This is a genomic window from Priestia sp. 53B2 (assembly GCF_056099005.1).
Window position 1 is genome coordinate 738,096 of sequence record NZ_JBLZXA010000008.1, and the last position, 17,635, is coordinate 755,730.

At 38.8% G+C, this 17,635-nt stretch carries 19 protein-coding genes and 5 tRNA genes; 7 read left to right on the forward strand and 17 right to left on the reverse strand.

The window, feature by feature from the left end; all coding sequences use genetic code 11:
* Positions 1–51: 51 nt before the first annotated feature.
* From ACN6NE_RS07165 to ACN6NE_RS07200, 8 genes are all read right to left on the reverse strand, one after another.
* Positions 52–1,329, reverse strand: a complete 1,278-nt coding sequence (locus ACN6NE_RS07165; RefSeq protein WP_474324982.1) for an MFS transporter — start codon at positions 1,327–1,329, stop codon at positions 52–54.
* Positions 1,330–1,458: 129 nt separating this feature from the next.
* Positions 1,459–2,067: a superoxide dismutase SodA gene (gene sodA / locus ACN6NE_RS07170; RefSeq protein ID WP_013059198.1), complete on the reverse strand. Its 609-nt coding sequence runs from the start codon at positions 2,065–2,067 to the stop codon at positions 1,459–1,461.
* 197 nt (positions 2,068–2,264) lie between these two features.
* A tRNA-Ser gene (locus tag ACN6NE_RS07175) sits at positions 2,265–2,357 on the reverse strand.
* An 11-nt stretch (positions 2,358–2,368) separates the two neighbouring features.
* Positions 2,369–2,445, reverse strand: a tRNA-Ile gene (locus ACN6NE_RS07180).
* 3 nt (positions 2,446–2,448) lie between these two features.
* Positions 2,449–2,523: transfer RNA gene (locus ACN6NE_RS07185), tRNA-Asn, on the reverse strand.
* Positions 2,524–2,563: 40 nt separating this feature from the next.
* A tRNA-Met gene (locus ACN6NE_RS07190) sits at positions 2,564–2,637 on the reverse strand.
* 1 nt (position 2,638) lies between these two features.
* Positions 2,639–2,713, reverse strand: a tRNA-Asn gene (locus ACN6NE_RS07195).
* A gap of 62 nt (positions 2,714–2,775) precedes the next feature.
* Positions 2,776–3,261 (reverse strand): DUF456 domain-containing protein, encoded by a 486-nt coding sequence (locus tag ACN6NE_RS07200; protein ID WP_116073674.1) that lies wholly within the window; start codon positions 3,259–3,261, stop codon positions 2,776–2,778.
* Between the two features lie 347 nt (positions 3,262–3,608).
* On the opposite strand from ACN6NE_RS07200, the gene ACN6NE_RS07205 reads away from it, so the two are divergent.
* The gene (locus ACN6NE_RS07205) at positions 3,609–4,400 is read left to right on the forward strand and encodes a DUF1189 domain-containing protein (RefSeq protein ID WP_129704795.1); all 792 of its coding nucleotides are present in this window, start codon (positions 3,609–3,611) and stop codon (positions 4,398–4,400) included.
* A gap of 312 nt (positions 4,401–4,712) precedes the next feature.
* Here ACN6NE_RS07205 and ACN6NE_RS07210 read toward each other — a convergent pair whose 3' ends face one another.
* Entirely contained in the window at positions 4,713–5,924 is a 1,212-nt protein-coding gene (locus ACN6NE_RS07210; RefSeq protein ID WP_129704797.1) for an MFS transporter, read from the reverse strand.
* Between the two features lie 76 nt (positions 5,925–6,000).
* Here ACN6NE_RS07210 and ACN6NE_RS07215 point away from each other — a divergent pair, with 76 nt between their 5' ends.
* Positions 6,001–6,333 (forward strand): hypothetical protein, encoded by a 333-nt coding sequence (locus tag ACN6NE_RS07215; RefSeq protein WP_013059203.1) that lies wholly within the window; start codon positions 6,001–6,003, stop codon positions 6,331–6,333.
* Between the two features lie 151 nt (positions 6,334–6,484).
* The gene (ispG, locus tag ACN6NE_RS07220) at positions 6,485–7,588 is read left to right on the forward strand and encodes a flavodoxin-dependent (E)-4-hydroxy-3-methylbut-2-enyl-diphosphate synthase (RefSeq protein ID WP_201763664.1); all 1,104 of its coding nucleotides are present in this window, start codon (positions 6,485–6,487) and stop codon (positions 7,586–7,588) included.
* Positions 7,589–7,625: 37 nt separating this feature from the next.
* Here the strand turns inward: ispG and ACN6NE_RS07225 are convergent, their stop codons facing one another.
* Complete coding sequence (locus tag ACN6NE_RS07225) at positions 7,626–7,991, reverse strand: G protein-coupled receptor family protein (RefSeq protein WP_013059205.1); 366 nt, start codon at positions 7,989–7,991, stop codon at positions 7,626–7,628.
* 259 nt (positions 7,992–8,250) lie between these two features.
* On the opposite strand from ACN6NE_RS07225, the gene ACN6NE_RS07230 reads away from it, so the two are divergent.
* Positions 8,251–8,826, forward strand: a complete 576-nt coding sequence (locus ACN6NE_RS07230) for a 5' nucleotidase, NT5C type (protein WP_013085038.1) — start codon at positions 8,251–8,253, stop codon at positions 8,824–8,826.
* Positions 8,827–8,856: 30 nt separating this feature from the next.
* On the opposite strand, the gene ACN6NE_RS07235 is transcribed toward ACN6NE_RS07230, so the two are convergent.
* The 3 genes from ACN6NE_RS07235 to ACN6NE_RS07245 are packed head-to-tail and all read right to left on the reverse strand — an operon-like array spanning position 8,857 to position 10,885.
* A complete protein-coding gene (locus tag ACN6NE_RS07235; protein WP_013059207.1) occupies positions 8,857–9,270 on the reverse strand; it encodes a Fur family transcriptional regulator in 414 nt (137 codons plus the stop codon).
* Entirely contained in the window at positions 9,267–10,109 is an 843-nt protein-coding gene (locus ACN6NE_RS07240; protein ID WP_013059208.1) for a metal ABC transporter permease, read from the reverse strand. Before ACN6NE_RS07240 ends, ACN6NE_RS07235 begins: the two co-directional genes overlap by 4 nt.
* Positions 10,106–10,885 (reverse strand): metal ABC transporter ATP-binding protein, encoded by a 780-nt coding sequence (locus ACN6NE_RS07245; protein WP_013059209.1) that lies wholly within the window; start codon positions 10,883–10,885, stop codon positions 10,106–10,108. Before ACN6NE_RS07245 ends, ACN6NE_RS07240 begins: the two co-directional genes overlap by 4 nt.
* Positions 10,886–11,158: 273 nt before the next feature.
* Here ACN6NE_RS07245 and ACN6NE_RS07250 point away from each other — a divergent pair, with 273 nt between their 5' ends.
* Entirely contained in the window at positions 11,159–11,410 is a 252-nt protein-coding gene (locus ACN6NE_RS07250; protein ID WP_129704801.1) for a DUF2624 domain-containing protein, read from the forward strand.
* A 49-nt stretch (positions 11,411–11,459) separates the two neighbouring features.
* Here the strand turns inward: ACN6NE_RS07250 and ACN6NE_RS07255 are convergent, their stop codons facing one another.
* Together ACN6NE_RS07255 and ACN6NE_RS07260 are read right to left on the reverse strand one after the other, a co-directional pair.
* A complete protein-coding gene (locus ACN6NE_RS07255) occupies positions 11,460–12,347 on the reverse strand; it encodes a deoxyribonuclease IV (RefSeq protein WP_474324987.1) in 888 nt (295 codons plus the stop codon).
* Positions 12,348–12,375: 28 nt separating this feature from the next.
* Positions 12,376–13,695, reverse strand: coding sequence for a DEAD/DEAH box helicase (locus ACN6NE_RS07260; protein WP_013059212.1), 1,320 nt, complete (start codon positions 13,693–13,695; stop codon positions 12,376–12,378).
* 176 nt (positions 13,696–13,871) lie between these two features.
* On the opposite strand from ACN6NE_RS07260, the gene ACN6NE_RS07265 reads away from it, so the two are divergent.
* Together ACN6NE_RS07265 and ACN6NE_RS07270 are read left to right on the forward strand one after the other, a co-directional pair.
* Positions 13,872–14,585: a YqfQ family protein gene (locus tag ACN6NE_RS07265; protein ID WP_240702489.1), complete on the forward strand. Its 714-nt coding sequence runs from the start codon at positions 13,872–13,874 to the stop codon at positions 14,583–14,585.
* A gap of 128 nt (positions 14,586–14,713) precedes the next feature.
* On the forward strand, positions 14,714–15,664 hold the full coding sequence (locus tag ACN6NE_RS07270) for a 4-hydroxy-3-methylbut-2-enyl diphosphate reductase (RefSeq protein WP_014458200.1): 951 nt from the start codon (positions 14,714–14,716) through the stop codon (positions 15,662–15,664).
* Positions 15,665–15,711: 47 nt separating this feature from the next.
* Here the strand turns inward: ACN6NE_RS07270 and ACN6NE_RS07275 are convergent, their stop codons facing one another.
* Positions 15,712–16,833 carry a Nif3-like dinuclear metal center hexameric protein gene (locus tag ACN6NE_RS07275; protein WP_474324989.1) on the reverse strand — a complete coding sequence of 374 codons (1,122 nt, stop codon included), beginning with the start codon at positions 16,831–16,833 and terminating at the stop codon, positions 15,712–15,714.
* Entirely contained in the window at positions 16,830–17,534 is a 705-nt protein-coding gene (locus ACN6NE_RS07280; RefSeq protein ID WP_129704809.1) for a tRNA (adenine(22)-N(1))-methyltransferase, read from the reverse strand. Before ACN6NE_RS07280 ends, ACN6NE_RS07275 begins: the two co-directional genes overlap by 4 nt.
* Between the last annotated feature and the right edge of the window lie 101 nt (positions 17,535–17,635).

Sequence of the window (17,635 nt, forward strand, 5' to 3'; positions counted from 1 at the left end):
AAAGAAAAGCGAGACATTTTCCATAGTACAAATGAAGGAGCTCACAATACTCTAAGCTGGAGACTCTCCGTCTCCTTCATTTAATACCGGAGGAGTAACAGTCGTTTCTTTTTTGTGCAGAGGCTGTGAGATATGTCTCACACAAAAATAAATGATCGCATGCCCTGCTCCAACAATAGCTAACAAAATGGGAATACTTTTTGCTTCATCAAAAAATAGTACAGCTATTAAAAACAAAGATATGGAAACGACGCGCCCAATATTCAGAAATACTTCTCTGACAACAATGTATTCAATTCTTTTTGAAACAACGTCTTTCGCTCGTCCAATCACATCGTATGTTAGAGAAATGAATGGAACCAACAAAATAGGATAGGCAATGGCAATACAAACAGCATATATAATTAACTTTGGATACGATAAGTTAAAGATAAGCAAAAAGACTGCTCCATAGAGAAGGAGGCCCCCTGTGAAGATAAATCGAAGGCGATTTTTTTGCTTAATAAATCTTGAGGCAACATAGTATCCTACAAACGCAACCGCTGAATTCACCAGTCCATATGTTCCTAAAGCTAATTCACTTCCCGTCGTAATAAATACCATGACGGATACAACAAAAATGAACGTACCTTCACGCAACCCTTGAAAGAAATGAGCCTGCAATATTCGATTCCAGTCTTTATTGACTTTTCTTTCAGCCCATACTTCTTTAAATTTGTATACTCCTTCCGCTGCGCGTCTTGTAATAAAAAAACTAAGCACAACGGCACCGATAAACAATAGCAAAGATACACCAAATACAATTTTATACCCAAGTGATTCATACAAAGCGGAAATAACAAAGCCCGCTCCTAAAGGACCAATCATCCCTGCAAAAGAGTTTAAGATCCCTAAAAATCCGTTAAAAAAGTCTCTTGTATCAGGTTCTGTAATTTCAAAAGTTAGCACATTAAAAGCTAGCCAATAAAAGCCATATCCTATACCCAGCAGTCCACCAAGCACTACTAAATACTCGGCTGCGTTAGCTCCACTGACTAATACAGCGATATAAAAAACAGCTAAAAAAGATACACCTAACCTTAAAACCACAACACGGTCAATTCGTTTGGCCCATTTACCTGCTAAAATAAACGTAAGCGGCTGAAGCACCACTACCGCTAAATTATAAATAGCGAGATCCGAAAATTCGCCTGATTGTTTCCACAGATAAATGTTAACAAACGAATTGGAAATTGAAATAGCCAAGGCATAAAGACCGCCTATAATTAAAAGCAAAAGTAAATCTTTACTAACTTCTACATCTCCAACTACTTTTTTTAATAAAGCCATATTAAAAAACTCCTTTTCTCTTCTACACCTAGTGTGTGAAAAAGAAAAGGAGATATGTAAAAGAATTGGAAAACAAAAAAGCCAGTAAAGGTAATAATTACTTTACTGGCTCTTGAATACGTCTTCAGCTTATTTTGCAGCGTCGTAACGCTTAGCAACTTCGTCCCATTTTACAACATTAAAGAATGCTGAAATGTAATCTGGACGGCGGTTTTGGTAATTTAAGTAGTAAGCGTGCTCCCAAACGTCTAGACCAAGAATTGGCGTTTTGCCTTCCATTAATGGGCTATCTTGGTTTGGTGTGCTTGTTACTTCTAATTCGCCGTTGTTTACAACTAACCAAGCCCAGCCAGAACCGAAGCGAGTTTTAGCTGCATTTGCAAATTCTTCTTTGAATTGATCAAAGCTGCCGAATTTGCTAGCGATAGCGTCTGCTAATTCACCAGTTGGAGCACCGCCGCCGTTAGGGCAAAGGATTGTCCAAAATAATGAGTGGTTCGCATGACCGCCACCGTTATTGCGTACTGCTGTACGGATATCTTCAGGAACAGCATCTAAGTTTGAAATTAACTCTTCAATACTTTTGCTTTCTAAATCCGCTTTGCCTTCAACAGCAGCGTTTAGGTTTGTAACATATGTGTTGTGATGTTTTGTGTGGTGAATATTCATTGTTTCTTTGTCGATATGTGGTTCCAGTGCATCGTATGCATAAGGTAGTTCTGGTAATTTGTAAGCCATGAATAATTCCTCCTTCAAAATATGTAAGCATTTTGGCGCAAAAGCACCATATACGTTTAGATTAGCAAATTTACCCTACTGTTTCAAATAAAAAGTTTCTAATCCATGATTTATATTTACCTAATTCCCATTCGCTATTCTTTTAAACATAAAAAAAGCTTCTTTTTCTCAAAAGAAGCTTTGAATAGACAATAGTATGGCGGAGGAAGAGGGATTCGAACCCCCGCGGGCTTTAACACCCCTGTCGGTTTTCAAGACCGATCCCTTCAGCCGGACTTGGGTATTCCTCCAACCCTATAAATGGTGGACCCTGCAGGACTCGAACCTGCGACCGGACGGTTATGAGCCGTCTGCTCTAACCAGCTGAGCTAAGGGTCCACATGGCTCCACAGGTAGGACTCGAACCTACGACCGATCGGTTAACAGCCGATAGCTCTACCACTGAGCTACTGTGGAACAATATGAATTATGTATGTCACAAACGTAAATTGGAAAATAGCGGCGGAGGGGATCGAACCCCCGACCTCACGGGTATGAACCGTACGCTCTAGCCAGCTGAGCTACACCGCCATGGCTCCACAGGTAGGACTCGAACCTACGACCGATCGGTTAACAGCCGATAGCTCTACCACTGAGCTACTGTGGAACAATATAACATTTACTAGCGACATTAAAAATTTAACATGTTTCTAGCCTAAAGTCAATATATTATTTTAAAACAGCGTATAAAAAATAGGCAATCATCAGCAGTTGAATAAATCCTTTTGAAATAGCGCCACTAAAAAAGCCAATAACTGAACCTACTCCAATTTTTACTGCGTTGCTAATTGTGGTCCGATGAACAATCAGTTCTCCTACAATCGCTCCGATAAACGGCCCTAAAATAATTCCAAATCCCGGAATGACAAACGGACCCACAAGCAGCCCAACTGTACTTCCCCAAACACCTGCTTTAGTGCCTCCGAATTTTTTCACACCAATAATATTAGCTATATAGTCTGCTAAAAAAAGTGCGACAACTAACAATCCTTGTATCACCCAAAATAACCAGCTATAGGAGCTAAAATCATAAAATAAACCGTATATAACAAATCCTAGAGCTACGAATAGCACGCTTGGGATGATGGGATAAACCAACCCAACAAACGATACAACAAAGCTAATGATAATTAATGTCCAACATAAAATAGCCATGTCCGCACCTATCCTTTTTATTATTACTATTTATCATACAATAATCACTCCTATAAAGAAAGACCTTGCACGACGATTCCTTCCTTTATTTTACTTTCGAATACCTCTTCAAATAATGATTCTCGAGTGTACCTCTACAATATTAACAGCACGGTCCTCAAGCTGTCCGTAATATCCCCAAAAACAATGACGGCAAAACCTGTACATATACGCATAAGATGTGCTTGTGACAAAACGCTCCACCGCATCATTTTAATTGGTAACGGTTTCTAAAATCTATTGTAAACCTTAAATTTTCGCTATAAAATAAGGTATAATCAGAATCTTCAATAAGAGGAGGCTTTACAATGAGCATGCTGAAAAAGATGGCATGGAGTTTTACTTCCTTCAAAAAAATAAGGTCGCTTCGCTTTGAGCATACGAATAAAACAATTGGCTTTGTGCTGTTTTTAACATTTATTTCTTTGCTGCCTACATTTTTCTTTATGACTTTGACGATTGTAAACGGCTATCATATCGCTACTACAGATCTTCCGAAATCTGTTTCTTCTTTTTCTATTTCAAACTCACAGCTTACGTCAAGTCAACCTTTCACTAAAAAAGTAAACGGTACCGCTTTTATCTTAAACCCCTCACAGTCTATTGAACGGTTTCATTCCCCTGCTCATGCAATTGGTTTTTTAAAGGATGGAATTTACATCACGACTAATTCACAAACACAAACGTATTCATATGAGTTGCTAAACTGGCATCATAAAGATAAAAATGAACTGTTAAACTTGCTGCACGAACAAAAATTTTCTTTATACATACTAGTCCCTATCGCTATGCTTTTACTGTACGTATTAACATCTGGACTAAACTTCCTTTCTATTACCTGCCTTGCTTATCTTGGAAAACTGATTGGACTCATTACTAAAAAGCAGCTTCCTTTCAAGCAGCTATGGGCACTGAGCGCTTATAGTACGGTAGCCTTCACGCTGCTTTATACGCTTTTTGAAGCTTTTTCTTCGTCTCTAGCAACACATAGCTCTCTTTACTGGATAGGAACATTCTTCATTTACTTGTTGCTCGTCACAAGGGTTCCTATAAGAAAAAAGGTAAAACCTAATAAAGAGGCTGGGACAAACGTATTTTAGTTGAAGGAAAATCCAAACGAGGAATCTAGATTCTTGATAGAGAATTCAACTCGTTCGGATTTTTTTATTGATATGGTGAACGCAGTTTTCATGTATGTGGCTGCTTCTAGCTGGTGATTGGAGGGCAAGACGAAGACTCCTGCGGGAAAAACGGAACGCAGGAGCGTATGCGATGAGGAGGCTCACCGGCCGCCCGCGGAAAGCAACGCCTGGCACGGAAATCAACAGCGGTGTCACAAGCGATACATACTAAATCATTTATTCCACTTGTTCGCCTTTAGATTGGAGTGATTTAGTTAAGTCTTAGCCTCTTTATTTCTGTACAACTTTTCTTCTTCCCATTGCAGAAGAAAGAATTTTCAACTGATACAAAACCCACAAACCTCCTGCTGTGAGCAGAATAAAGCTATAAACAAACATCAGCCTTTCAGTATGCATCCACACTTCAAAAACAACAGGTCCCAACGCTACTCCTAAAAATCTCACCGTTCCATAAATGGATACAATAAACCCTCTTTCTTCGTCTGAAGCCGCTGAAGTAATCATCATATTAATACACGGAAGAACAAATCCTAAGCCGCCAAAGGCGACTGTCAAACAAAACATCAGCACAGGAAGCGTATAAATAAGCGTTAATACTCCAAACATCAGGAATAAAAGAGTTATGCCTACTATCATTAATTTTTTCATGAGCTCTACATCTGTTTTGATGCGTTGACCGGTCCAATAAGAAACGAGCGTCATCGCACCAAGAGGAAATAAAAAAGCGGTTCCTTTAAAAAAACCGTCTATATGATACGTTTCCTCTATTAGAAAAGATAAGTAATATAAAATGCCAAATAATAAAAACAACCCCAATCCCCCGACAAAGAATAAAGGAAAAAGCGATTTTCTTTTATCATAGACAATCCCAATGGCTCTCTTTAAATATTCTTGAACAGATACTGAATCCGAACCTGTTTTCCCTTCTCTCACATACATCACTATACCTACTAAAGCAGCACCTGCAGCTAAAGGATAAACAAAAAACGCGGCATACCATACGACGAGTGCTGCCAATGCTCCAATTATCGGCGCAACCACTTTTCCAACTCCGTTATACACTTCTAAAATCCCGAGGACTTTTGCTCTTTTTTCCCCTGTAAATACATCTCCAGTTAATGCCATTGCCAACGTTGTAGTACCTGCAGCTCCAATCCCTTGAATGACTCTGCCTGCCATCAACACAGCAAAGCTTCCAGAAGAGAATGAAGCACTACTAGCAGCGATGACACTACCTATTATCATCATGACGAGTGAATATATGATTAACTTTTTACGCCCATACCGGTCTGATAAAATCCCTACAGCAGGGATACACAATGCGGCTGGAATCGAAAATGCACTCAGTATCAAACTGGTTTGAACTCCGCTTAAATGAAGTGACTTTTGAATGCTTGGCAGCAGAGGAATGAGCATGGAATTTCCCAGCACCATGATTAAAGGCAATAAGCCTAATGAAACAATCATTAATTTTTCTTTCAATTTTTGTTCTCCAATCATATTTAAGTAAGACAAGCATAGGCTTTACACATAAGCAAAAGAATGAAGGAGGAGCATAATGAAAAAGCTATGTGCATTAGCCGCTTTCGCTTTTATCGGATATATTTGTCACTACGACATTAAATACGGGACCATTCCCACTGCTACTGAAGCAGTTCAAGTCAGCAAAGCGCAGCCTGCAGAAACAAAAGCCGCCAGCTCTTCTTCCACCTATACAAAAATAAAAATTAAGCCAGGCGATACAGTTTTGTCCGTCATTGAGGAGCTTACAAAAAAATCGATACCGGTTTCTATGAACCAAATGATTACAGACTTCAAAAAGTTAAATAACGGTACAGCGCCTGAGGATATTCAAATTGGAAAAACGTATAAGTTCCCTATTTACAAGTAATGACAGCATTCTTCTTGTCAAGATGGGATAGTCATTGTTAAAATAGCTAAGGTAGTACTTTCTACTAGTTATTTTGTTCATAAAGAGTTATTCTATTAAGGAATTCAAATTCTTGATTTCATTTTGAAGGAGAGATTATCACGTGAGTGAAATTATACATCGTACAAAAACACGCCCGGTTAAAGTTGGAGATTTAACAATCGGAGGCAGCAACGAGTTAGTTATTCAAAGTATGACAACCACTAAGACACATGATGTTGAAGCAACGGTTGCAGAAATTAAACGTTTAGAAGAAGCAGGATGCCAAGTTGTTCGTGTTGCTTGTCCAGACGAGCGCGCAGCAGATGCAATCCCTGAAATTAAAAAACGCATTAACATTCCATTAGTTGTGGATATTCATTTTGACTACCGCTTAGCATTAAAAGCAATTGAAGGCGGAGCGGATAAAATCCGTATCAACCCTGGTAATATCGGTCGCCGTGAAAAAGTGGAAGCTGTTGTAAATGCTGCAAAAGCTAAAAATATTCCAATTCGTATTGGAGTTAACGCCGGTTCACTTGAAAAACGTATTTTAGATAAATACGGCTATCCGACAGCAGATGGCATGGTAGAAAGTGCACTTCATCACATTAAAATTTTAGAAGACCTTGATTTCCATGACATCATCGTTTCAATGAAAGCATCGGATGTTAACTTGGCAATTGAAGCTTATGAAAAAGCTGCTCAAGCATTTGACTACCCTCTTCACTTAGGAATTACAGAATCGGGTACATTATTTGCAGGAACTGTAAAAAGTGCAGCAGGTCTTGGCGCTATTTTATCTAAAGGAATCGGAAATACATTGCGTATTTCTTTAAGTGCGGATCCTGTAGAAGAAGTAAAAGTTGCGCGCGAATTGCTAAAATCATTCGGTTTAGCTTCCAATGCTGCAACTCTTATTTCTTGCCCAACTTGCGGACGTATTGAAATTGATTTAATTAGCATTGCTAATGAAGTTGAAGAGTATATTTCAACTGTAAAAGCACCGATTAAAGTAGCGGTACTTGGCTGCGCTGTAAACGGTCCTGGTGAAGCTCGTGAAGCTGATATCGGGATTGCAGGAGCACGCGGTGAAGGTCTGCTATTCCGCAAAGGCGAAATCGTACGCAAAGTTCCTGAAGAAACAATGGTTGAGGAACTAAAAAAAGAAATTGATAAAATTGCTGCTGAATATCACGCAAAGCAAGAAGCTGAAAAAGCTGCAGCTAAATCATAACCAAAAAAAAGCGAGGCGCATATGCGCCTCGCTTTTTTTATGAAAAGAACGGTAATATAAACGTACCGACAATAATCGATACAACTCCGATCCCTATTGCCCATGCTCCTAGCGTAAGTGCTCCTTTTCTGCGTGCGATAAACCCTAGAATAATCCCAGCGGCACCAAGAATAATTGGTAAAAAGAATAGTGAAAGAATCGAAAGCACGAGTGCGAAACGACCGTATCCCGTTCCTTCTCCTCGTCCAGCGACTTCATGATTGCGATTGCGATCAATATCTATAACTTCACGCTCTGCATGAGGCTCTCCTACTCGGTAAGGAACGCCCACTTCAGCTGCAGTTTCTTCCATGAAATCAGCTTCATATACGTCTTTTCTACGCCTTTGTTCTTCATTCTCCATGCTTAATCCCTCGCTTTCGTAAATAAGGAGCATTTATAGTATCTGAATGCGAGGAAAAATTATAAGTGTCAATCTTATACAGCTGCTCACTCTCTTACAAGAAATAGGTACAGACGCAATCACCAGGCCATGCAGTGATCATTACGTTTTGCCAAAGGCGTATAAAAAGTATTACTGTTTCTCTTTGGGCTTTATGTTACACTAGACAAGAATAATCAAGCACCTAAGTAGAATAAACGTATTAAAGGAGTGCACGTAGTTGACGAAAAAGTTTGGAATTGACATTGATGGAACTGTTACTTCTCCTGAAACTTTTGTTCCTCATTTAAATAAAGCCTTTAACTTAAATTTAACACTTGAAGACATTACAGAATATGATTTCAGCCCTTTTGTAAATGTATCACCTGCAGAACTCGGGAAATGGTTTAAAGCAAATGAACGCTCTATTTACGAAACCTCTCCACTTGCAGACGATGCAAAAGCGGTTTTGCAAAAATGGCATCAAAAGCACGAATTATTCTTTATTAGTGCAAGGCACGATAAGCTATTGGACGTCACGGAAGAATGGTTTCAAAAAAATGAACTATCGTTTCATCACATTGAGTTAGTAGGCTCTCATTTTAAAGTTGAGACAGCAAAACGATATGATGTTGATATCTTTTTTGAAGACAAACATGATAATGCTTGTGAAATCAGTGAAGAATGCAATATTCCCGTTATCTTATTTGATACTCCTTATAATCGCTTACCTGTTCCAAAAGGAGTGGTTCGCGTATACAATTGGCTAGAAGCAGATCAGTGGGTAGCCAGCTGGTTAAAAGAACAGCAAAAATAAAAAAGAGAGGTGCATAACGCCCTCTCTTTTTTATTGATTACATTCTATACATTGACCGTAAATTTCAAATTTATGGCCTGTAATATTGTACCCTCGCAAATCCTCGTCTACATACTCCATCGGACAAGCTTCAATTTCTTTTGTTTTTCCACAATCTAAACAAATGAAGTGGTGATGATGATGGGCGGTTGCACATTTAAATCGAAAGTGCTTTTCGCTCGAAAGCTCCGTCATTTCAAGTACGCCTAACTCCACAAACAATGATAAATTACGGTAGATTGTATCAAAACTCAGACCAGGATAATCAGGCTTCATGTACTCTAATACATCTTTTGCCGTTAAGTACTTATTTGATTTTGAAAACAAGGCAAGCATTTCTTCACGTTTTCCTGTATGTTTATATCCTTGATCTTTTAATAAATGAATGGCTTCAGTTAAATTCATTTTTGTTTCCCCTTCCGTCCTTTATTAATCATAATAGATATGATTAAAATAACAACAGCAATGACAACAATTGTACCGCCTGGTGCTAAATCCAAGTAGTACGCTGAAAATAATCCGCCTAAAACAGATATTTCACCAAAAATCACCGAAAGCAGAATCGTTTGTTTAAAGCCTCTAGCTAAGCGAATGCTTGCTGCTACAGGAAGAGTCATAAGAGATGACACTAATAAAATACCGACGATACGCATCGATACAGCAATGACAAGAGCAACCATCACAATAAATAAAAAATGCATCCACTTCGATTTAATCCCAGAAGCAGAAGCGTGCTCCTCGTCAAAAGATAAAATAAACAATTCTTTATATAAGAAAAAGACAATAGCTATGACAAATACGGCTATGACAACAACTGTCCAAAGGTCCGAACGACTCACCGCACTTACGCTTCCAAACAAATAATTCATTAAATCATTATTAAAACCGTCCGCTAGCGAGATACAAATTGCACTAATACCAATTCCGCCTGATAAAATAATCGGAATAGCCAGCTCTTGGTAATGCTTGTAGACGCTTCGAAGTTTTTCAATAAAAAGAGCGCCTGTAACGGAAGATACCATCCCTAAATAGACGGGGTTCACTCCTTGCATAAACCCTATTTTCTGACTAAGAAGCAAGCTCGCAGAAATCCCCGCTAGCGTCACGTGACTTAACGCGTCTGCAATTAAAGAAAGACGTCTTACTACGATGAACGTGCCCAATAAAGGAGCTAAGACGCCAATAATCATACCGGTTAAAAATGCATTTCGTAAAAACTCAAATTGAAATAAACTGCTTATCATACGTGCTGCCCTCCATGATGATGATCATGGGTTAACACATGAACATTATGACCATAAAACATAGATACGTCATGTTCACAAAGCTGTTCGAATTCTTTGGCATTCCCATGAAAGTGTAGAAATTTATTTAAACAAGCAACGTGGGTTACTTTTTCTGAGACAGTGCCAATATCGTGAGTAACAAGCACAAGCGTAATTCCTTTTTCTTTATTTAACTTTTCAAGAAGCTCATAAAAAGTGTACACATTTTGTGCATCCACTCCGACTGTTGGCTCATCTAAAATTAACAGCTCGGGTTCACTTACAAGCGCGCGCGCAATAAAAATTCGCTGCTGCTGACCACCGGATAGTTCTCCTATGTTTCGATTTAAAAATTCGCTCATCCCCACTGCTTCTACCGCTTCTTTTACTTTTTGTTTATGAGAAGCATTCATGAAGCGAAACAAACCTAATTTTGAAGTAAGACCCGTGGAAACCACTTCAAAAACGGTAGCAGGAAAGCCGCTGTTGAAACTATTCGCTTTTTGCGATACATATCCAATTTTACTTCGTTCTTTAAACCTTCTCTGATCTTTTCCAAATAAACGAATTGCACCTTGAGATGGTTTTTGCAAACCAAGCAAACATTTGATTAGCGTTGATTTCCCAGAACCATTTGGACCAACGAGACCCAAAAAAGCTCCTTTTGGAATTGAAAAACTTATATCTTCTAATACATTCACTCCATCATATTGAAATGATAAATGATCAATTTCAATGATATCAGGTGTATTCATATGCGCCTCACCATTCTTTTTTTATATTTCTCCATACAAAAGAGGGCACGGTTTCTATCGTATACTCCGTTACCCATTTACTTTCTCAGAATCATTACGATTTAGTCATTAATGTAGTATACAGGATTGTCTTTTATTTGTAAACTAAGCCGTTTCACTCCTTCGCTTTCTTGTCTCCGTAAGTTCACCCGACTCAAAATGTTGTTTTATTACACAATATAGTCACATCTTTCTTTTTTATTCATAAACTGTATATGACGAGGAGGTAATCATATGAAAATTGTACAGCAGATTGTCAATAAGAAAGTAAACAACATTACCCCGAAAGAGCTTTTAAAGTATAGCAAACAATATAACATCCCCATTACAGATCAGCAGGCACAAACCCTTGTATCCGTCATTAGACAGCATCCCGTAAATATTTATAACCTTGAAGAGCGCCGAAATTTAATCAAACAAATTGCTCAAGTAACAGATCGTGAAACTGCCAGACGAGTGAACGAATTATTTCAGCAGTTGATGTAAAAGAAGAGGTCATGTCTATAGACATGACCTCTTTCAACCACATATGAAATTACATAAGCTTTTGTTTTAGCTCTGAATCAAAGCTTTGTGCACGAATCATATCAATTTCCAACTGATATGGCGCTTTTTTATTTTTCTTATCTTCTCCTACATAAGGAGTTTCTAGAATTTTAGGAACTTCTTTAAATGCTGGGTGATGAACAATATAATTCAGTGCACCAAATCCGATTTCACCAAATCCAATGTTTTCATGGCGGTCTTTTCGAGCACCGCGTACATTTTTACTATCATTGATGTGAAGCACTTTAATCCGCTGTATTCCTACGGTTTTGTCAAATTCATTTAATACACCGTCAAAGTCTTGAACGATATCATAACCAGCATCATGTACGTGACATGTGTCAAAACAAACAGAGAGCTTTTCATTGTGCGTCACGCCATCAATAATTTGTGCAATTTCTTCAAAACTTCTTCCACACTCTGTTCCTTTTCCAGCCATTGTCTCAAGCGCAATTTGAACTTCTTGATCAGCTGTCAACACTTCGTTTAGACCTTTGATAATTTGCTGAATACCGGCATCTGCTCCAGCGCCCACGTGAGCCCCTGGATGAAGAACAATTTGCTTTGCACCAAGAGCATGAGTGCGCTGAATTTCAGACGTTAAGAAATCTACTCCAAGCTCAAATGTTTCGGGCTTTGTTGTATTTCCTAAATTAATGATATAGGGAGCATGTACAACAATATCTTTCATTCCATGCTCTTTCATATGCAAAAGACCAGCTTCAATATTAAGCTCTTCAATCTTTTTGCGACGAGTATTTTGTGGAGCGCCTGTATAGATCATAAACGTATTTGCTCCGTAAGAAGCTGCCTCTTCACTTGCTCCTAAAAGCATCTTTTTGCCGCTCATTGATACGTGAGAACCAATTTTCAACATTACTTTTTACACCTCTAACCTATTGCGATTAACGATTGTTGCGTCTTTCACTACGCTTTTTCTTTTGCACATACTTTGTAATTTCACGAGCACGTTTTTTCTTGTAGCCAGGCTTTACTTTCTTCGGCTTTTGAATAAAGCGATGTGCCTCTTCTCCCACTTCATCCGCTTTCTTCACACGCTTTTTGCGGCGGTTACGGTCATCGATGGAAACCCATTCTTGCTTTTGAAGATCTTTGTTTACAAACTCGATTCCCATTTTCTCCAGCTTATTTACTGCATCTTCATCTTCCACATCGAAGATTGTAGCAGCAATTCCAGAATGACCGGCACGAGCTGTACGTCCTACGCGGTGAATGTAGAAATCTAGATCTGAAGGAAGCTCAAAGTTAATGACGTGTGAAATTCCTTCAATATCAATACCGCGAGCTGCTAAATCTGTCGCTACTACGTATTGAAATTCTAAATTATTAATTTGCTTCATCATTTTCTTACGGTCACGAGGAGATAAGTCTCCGTGAATTCTTCCTACCTTTAAGCCTTTAGACAGCAGATCATCTGCTACTTCGTCCGCCATTTTCTTTGTATTTGTAAAGACGATAGCTAAATAAGGATTATACGAAATAAGCATATCATGCAGTAGCTTAAACTTGTTACGGTGACGCAGTGGAACTAATACATGCTCTAATTTAGCTGCTGCTGCTTGCTTCGGCGAAACATGCGTAAATTTTGGATTTTCCATGTATTTTTTTAAGAATGGCTTTAATTTTTCAGGAATAGTTGCTGAAAAAACAAGCATCTGTAATTTTTCAGGCATATTGCTTGCCAAACGGTCCACATCTTCTAAAAATCCCATATCAAGCATTAAATCAGCTTCGTCTACTACTAACGCCTTTGTTGTATACACAACTAACGCTTTTTCATTTACTAAATCAAACAAACGAGCCGGTGTTCCTACAACAACTTGAGGCTGCTTCTTTAATTTGTCGATTGTACGCTGCTTATCTGTACCGCCGATAAAACATTTTGCTGAAATTTCTTCTCCTTCAGCACTGTGTTTTGTTAGCTTTAATACTTCTTGATAAATTTGAGAAGCAAGCTCACGAGTTGGAGCAGTAATCACAACTTGTACTTCTTCTTTTTTAGGGTCTACCTTTTCAAGTAAAGGCAATAAATAAGCGTGTGTTTTGCCCGTCCCTGTTTGCGACTGACCAATTACACTTTCCCCTTTTAAAACGGAAGGAATTAAGCGCTCCTGAATCTCTGTAGGCTGATAAAAACCTAATTGTTTAATTGCTTCTATTAAAAATGGTTGAAACTCAAAACGTTCAAAGTTTGTTTTTTCCATAATAGTCTCCTTTTTTACATTCACGTTCATCTTTTAAGGCACAATATATGATTATAATCGATTTTTCCTTCTGTGACTACTTCTCATTCATATTACTAAAACTTATTACCTGTTTCAAAAACATTTTATCGCGAGTTGCATACGATAGTAAAAGAAAATCTACTTTACTAAAGGAGGTGCGTCCTTTGCTACAGCGAAGACCACCATTTCCACCCGGTATGCAAAGAAGAATGATGCCAGGAATGCCACCACAAAACGGCTTTGGGCAACAACTTGGTAACTTTGGCCAATTTAATCCATTACAGCAGTTTCGTAACTTTGCCCAGCAAACAAATGCTCAACAATCATTTTACCCGAATCAGCAAGGCCTGAACCGTGGAGGAGGTAACTTCTTAACTCGCCTATTCCGAAGAGGCGGAAATAGAAACATACCATTTCAACAAGCAGCTTCAGCTGCTCCTCGAGGTTCTTTGTTTTCTGGACTTTCAGGAGCCCAAGGTGCTGCAGGAGCGACTAACTCTTCTTCCCTGCTTGGAGGTTTGCAAGGATTAACGAACCCTGCTAACTTGAGCTCCATGATAGGGAATGTTCAGCGAGTACTAAAAGCAGCGGAAACGATGGGACCTATGATTCAACAATACGGACCTCTTGTCAAAAATGCTCCTTCTCTATGGAAAATCTATCAGGCCTTGCGCTCAAGTGATGACACAGATGAAGTACTCGAAGCAGAAGGAACAGAGGTTTCTGAAACTGATGAAAGTAAAGACAGTAAGGTTTTATCAGCAGGCGTAGAAAGCACGGATTCATCCGATGATGAGCTGGATTTCTTTGAAGAAGAAATTGAACATTCATCCAGAGATCGGGTGTCTAAACCAAAACTTTATATTTGATAAATCTGCTGATTCCTTAAGGAAATACAGTGAATAAAAAAAGAATATCTTTGTATTCTTCCTTCCTCTTTTATATAATAGAAGCGAGTTGAATTGCTCGTCAGGATTATGATGAGGAGGAAATTGAAATGAAAGTTATTAAAATTGCACCGCGCGGCTATTGTTATGGTGTAGTAGACGCAATGGTCATTGCACGAAACGCCGCTTTAGATAAATCATTGCCTCGACCAATCTATATCTTAGGAATGATTGTTCATAATAAACACGTTACAGATGCGTTTGAAGAGGACGGCATTATCACACTGGACGGTGCTAATCGCCTGGAAATCTTAGACCAAATAAATGAAGGAACCGTTATTTTTACTGCGCACGGAGTATCTCCAGAAGTAAAAGAACGAGCAAAAGAAAAAGGCTTAACAACAATCGATGCTACATGTCCGGATGTTACAAAAACCCATGACCTTATTCGCCAAAAAGAAAAAGAAGGCTATGACGTTATTTATATCGGAAAACGAAATCATCCTGAGCCAGAAGGTGCACTTGGTATCGCACCAGATATCGTTCATTTAATTGAAAAAGCAGAAGACGTAGCCGATTTAAATATTCAACGTGAGAAAATCATTGTAACAAATCAGACAACAATGAGTCAGTGGGACGTTGCAGAAGTAATGGAAAAGGTAAAAGAAAAATATCCGCACGCTGAAGTTCACAAGGAAATTTGTTTAGCTACACAAGTTCGCCAAGAAGCTGTAGCCGAGCAAGCAGGTGAAGCAGATGTTACAATTGTAGTAGGAGATCCTAAAAGTAACAATTCAAACCGTTTAGCTCAAGTATCAATGGAGATTGCCGGCACTGAGGCATATCGTATCGGTGACATCTCAGAGCTTCAGATCGAATGGTTGATGAACGCGAAAACCGTAGCTGTTACGGCAGGCGCATCTACCCCTACTCCAATCACAAAAGAGGTCATCAATTTTCTAGATCAGTTCGATCCAGAAGATGAAACAACATGGACACGTGAAAAAAGCGTGCCTCTTTCAAAAATTTTACCAAAAGTTCGAACAAAAAAATCGTCTTAATAGACGCAAAAGAAGGTGTTGACATTCGTCAACACCTTCTTTCTTTATTACATAAACGTAAATGGGTTTGTGTCTACTTTTGAATCAAATACTTCACACTCAAAGTTTTTCGCATCAAAAAGACTGTTTAATACACGCGTTACACCTTGTCTCATGACTTTTTCAACATGATGACCAGGATCTACAACGTTTAATCCCATTGCTATTGCATCATGCGCAACGTGGAAATACAAATCACCTGTTACATAGGCATCTGCTCCGCTAAATTTTGCGTTTGTAATATATTTGTTTCCATCTCCGCCAAGAACAGCTACTTTTTTCACTGTGGAATCCATAGACCCTACTACTCTAACACCATCCACATCCAATGCTTGTTTAACATGAGCGGCAAACTGTTTTAACGTCATCCCTTCTTTTAACTTACCAATTCGTCCAAGTCCAAGCGTCTCGCCCGTTTGTTCCACTGGATAAATGTCATAGGCTACTTCTTCGTAAGGATGAGCACTGAGCATGGCACGAATAATTTTATTTTGTTGACCCGCTTCAAAAATAGTTTCAACTTTTGTTTCATTTACACGTTCTAACTCTCCTTTTGAGCCAATGTATGGATTGGCTTCTGAAGAAGGTTTAAATGTGCCTTCCCCTTCAGTTGAAAACGTACAGTCGCTGTAAAGACCCACATGTCCAGCTCCCGCATCACAAATAGCTGTGCGCACTGCTTCAGCATGATTTGAAGGAACAAATACAGCAAGCTTTTTCAGCTGAATAGACGTTGTTGGAACCAGCACTTTTGTCTCTTGTAGTCCCAATGCTTCGGCTAATAAGTCATTTACTCCGCCTTTAGCTATATCTAAATTTGTATGAGCAGCATATACAGCAATATCATGTTTGATGCATTTCTCTAAAATACGCCCTTCAGGACGATCTGTAACCACTTGTTTTAGAGGTCTAAAAATAGGAGGATGATGAGCAATAATCAAATCCACTTGTTTTTCAATCGCTTCGTCTACGACCGTTTCAAGAACATCTAACGTTACCATTACTTTTTTTACAGGCTTGTTTAACGTTCCAATCTGTAAACCAATTTTATCTCCTTCAACCGCTAAATACTTGGGAGAAAATGATTCAAATGCTTCAATTACTTGAAATCCGTTAGGGATTTTACTCATTTTAAAGCCTCCTCAATTAATGAGATGTCTTGGGTAAGTTTTTGAAGTTTTGCTTTGCTTTCCTCGGACTGAGCCTGCTCCATTTGGCTGACAATTTGTTTAAGATGATTTAGTTCATGCGTCCACTTTGTCATAAAAGCAGAAGAGCGCTTTTCTTTTAAAATAGGGCCCATTAACACACCCGCTTCTACTTCACCGTTATAAGGAGCTAAGGCGTTTCCAGGTTCAGCGACGATGACTTCATACATACGACCGTCTTCTTCGATGATTTTTTCATCAATGATTTCCCAGTTGTGTTGAATCAGCCAGCTGCGAATATGATGTGAACCAATATTCGGCTGGAGTACAAGCCTTTTTACTCCTTCTAATTTCGCCTTTCCTTCTTCTAAAATCATCGTAATAAGCGTTCCGCCCATTCCGCAGATTGTAATACAGTCTACTTCATTCGGTGATATTACTTCTAGGCCGTTTCCTTTTCGAACGTCAATAACGTCCGTTAAGCTAGTTTTTTTCACCTGCTGAATAGCAGATTGAAGAGGCCCTTCTGTAATTTCTCCTGCTACGGCGCCACTAATATATCCATTTAAATAAGCAAAACACGGCAAGTATGCATGATCTGAGCCAATGTCTGCTATCTTTGCTCCCAAAGGAATCGACTTTACTACTTCTTCAAGTCTTATTGATAAGTTTAATTCATTCATTTTGTCACCTATTCTCTATGTGATTACTGTTCATTATTTTAACATAGATAGCTACATGATTCCTATTTCTCTTCATCTTTTCCTTCTAGCTGAATGCGTAT

Excerpts from the sequence above, each read along its gene's own strand:
- sodA (WP_013059198.1), bottom strand. The coding sequence starts at position 2,067 with ATGGCTTACAAATTACCAGAACTACCTTATGCATACGATGCACTGGAA.
- ACN6NE_RS07270 (WP_014458200.1), top strand. The coding sequence starts at position 14,714 with ATGAAAGTTATTAAAATTGCACCGCGCGGCTATTGTTATGGTGTAGTA.
- ACN6NE_RS07200 (WP_116073674.1), bottom strand. The coding sequence starts at position 3,261 with ATGGCTATTTTATGTTGGACATTAATTATCATTAGCTTTGTTGTATCG.
- ACN6NE_RS07205 (WP_129704795.1), top strand. The coding sequence starts at position 3,609 with ATGAGCATGCTGAAAAAGATGGCATGGAGTTTTACTTCCTTCAAAAAA.
- ACN6NE_RS07240 (WP_013059208.1), bottom strand. The coding sequence starts at position 10,109 with ATGATAAGCAGTTTATTTCAATTTGAGTTTTTACGAAATGCATTTTTA.
- ACN6NE_RS07280 (WP_129704809.1), bottom strand. The coding sequence starts at position 17,534 with ATGAATGAATTAAACTTATCAATAAGACTTGAAGAAGTAGTAAAGTCG.
- ACN6NE_RS07225 (WP_013059205.1), bottom strand. The coding sequence starts at position 7,991 with ATGGAGAATGAAGAACAAAGGCGTAGAAAAGACGTATATGAAGCTGAT.
- ACN6NE_RS07275 (WP_474324989.1), bottom strand. The coding sequence starts at position 16,833 with ATGAGTAAAATCCCTAACGGATTTCAAGTAATTGAAGCATTTGAATCA.
- ACN6NE_RS07255 (WP_474324987.1), bottom strand. The coding sequence starts at position 12,347 with ATGTTGAAAATTGGTTCTCACGTATCAATGAGCGGCAAAAAGATGCTT.
- ACN6NE_RS07245 (WP_013059209.1), bottom strand. The coding sequence starts at position 10,885 with ATGAATACACCTGATATCATTGAAATTGATCATTTATCATTTCAATAT.
- ACN6NE_RS07165 (WP_474324982.1), bottom strand. The coding sequence starts at position 1,329 with ATGGCTTTATTAAAAAAAGTAGTTGGAGATGTAGAAGTTAGTAAAGAT.
- ACN6NE_RS07260 (WP_013059212.1), bottom strand. The coding sequence starts at position 13,695 with ATGGAAAAAACAAACTTTGAACGTTTTGAGTTTCAACCATTTTTAATA.
- ACN6NE_RS07250 (WP_129704801.1), top strand. The coding sequence starts at position 11,159 with ATGAAAATTGTACAGCAGATTGTCAATAAGAAAGTAAACAACATTACC.
- ACN6NE_RS07215 (WP_013059203.1), top strand. The coding sequence starts at position 6,001 with ATGAAAAAGCTATGTGCATTAGCCGCTTTCGCTTTTATCGGATATATT.
- ACN6NE_RS07235 (WP_013059207.1), bottom strand. The coding sequence starts at position 9,270 with ATGAATTTAACTGAAGCCATTCATTTATTAAAAGATCAAGGATATAAA.